This is a genomic window from Actinacidiphila sp. bgisy167 (assembly GCF_965342175.1).
Taxonomy (GTDB): domain Bacteria; phylum Actinomycetota; class Actinomycetes; order Streptomycetales; family Streptomycetaceae; genus Actinacidiphila.
The window spans coordinates 1-623 of sequence record NZ_CBDRBL010000231.1 but is presented as its reverse complement, the minus strand read 5'-3'; the positions used below and the strand labels follow the sequence as shown (position 1 = coordinate 623).

Genomic DNA, 623 nt, shown 5'->3' with positions numbered 1-623 from the left:
ACCTCATGAATTCAGCTGTGACGGTCACCTGACGCACCAACAGGAGAAGGGTGCCTCCCACCTGCAATGATCTGATTGCTGAGATCAAAACCGTCGCAGAGAAGAGGCACCCAACGGGTGAAGGGTACCGGCTGGGATCACCGGCTTGCCGTGCGGGCCGACGGCAAGAACCTGATCGGCCATGCGGGTGTGGTGCTGCTGCGGAAGGTCGCCGACCGGTTCGGTCTGGCCGCCGCGTTGAGTGCGGCGTTGCCGAAGGGCGCCGGGCCGGGCTGGCGGGATCGGGGCATGGCGCTGGTTCAGCTGGCCTGTGCGATCGTGCTCGGCGCGACGAACGTCCTGGAGGCCGAGCAGCTCCAGTACCACTGGCGTGCGGTGTTCGGTCGGCCGGTCTCGGACAGCACCCTGCGCCGCGCGCTGGAGACGATCGACGGCCCGGTCGCGGCCCGGGTGGAGCGCGTCCGCGCCGCTGTACGTCGCGTGGTGTGGACGCTGCTCGCCCTGCGTCCCGGCGGCTTCCCCTGGATATCGGTGTGCGGCAGGGCCCTGACCGGCTGGTACGTCCTGGACCTGGACGCGACCATCGTGACCTGCACCAGCGCCAAGGAGGGGGCGGCGGGCAC

The 623-nt window shown here is 69.3% G+C and carries 1 pseudogene; it reads left to right on the top strand.

Annotated elements, in window-relative coordinates:
• Nucleotides 1-117: 117 nt before the first annotated feature.
• Nucleotides 118-623 (top strand): annotated as a pseudogene (locus ACRWND_RS30925) (IS1380 family transposase); the annotation flags it as partial.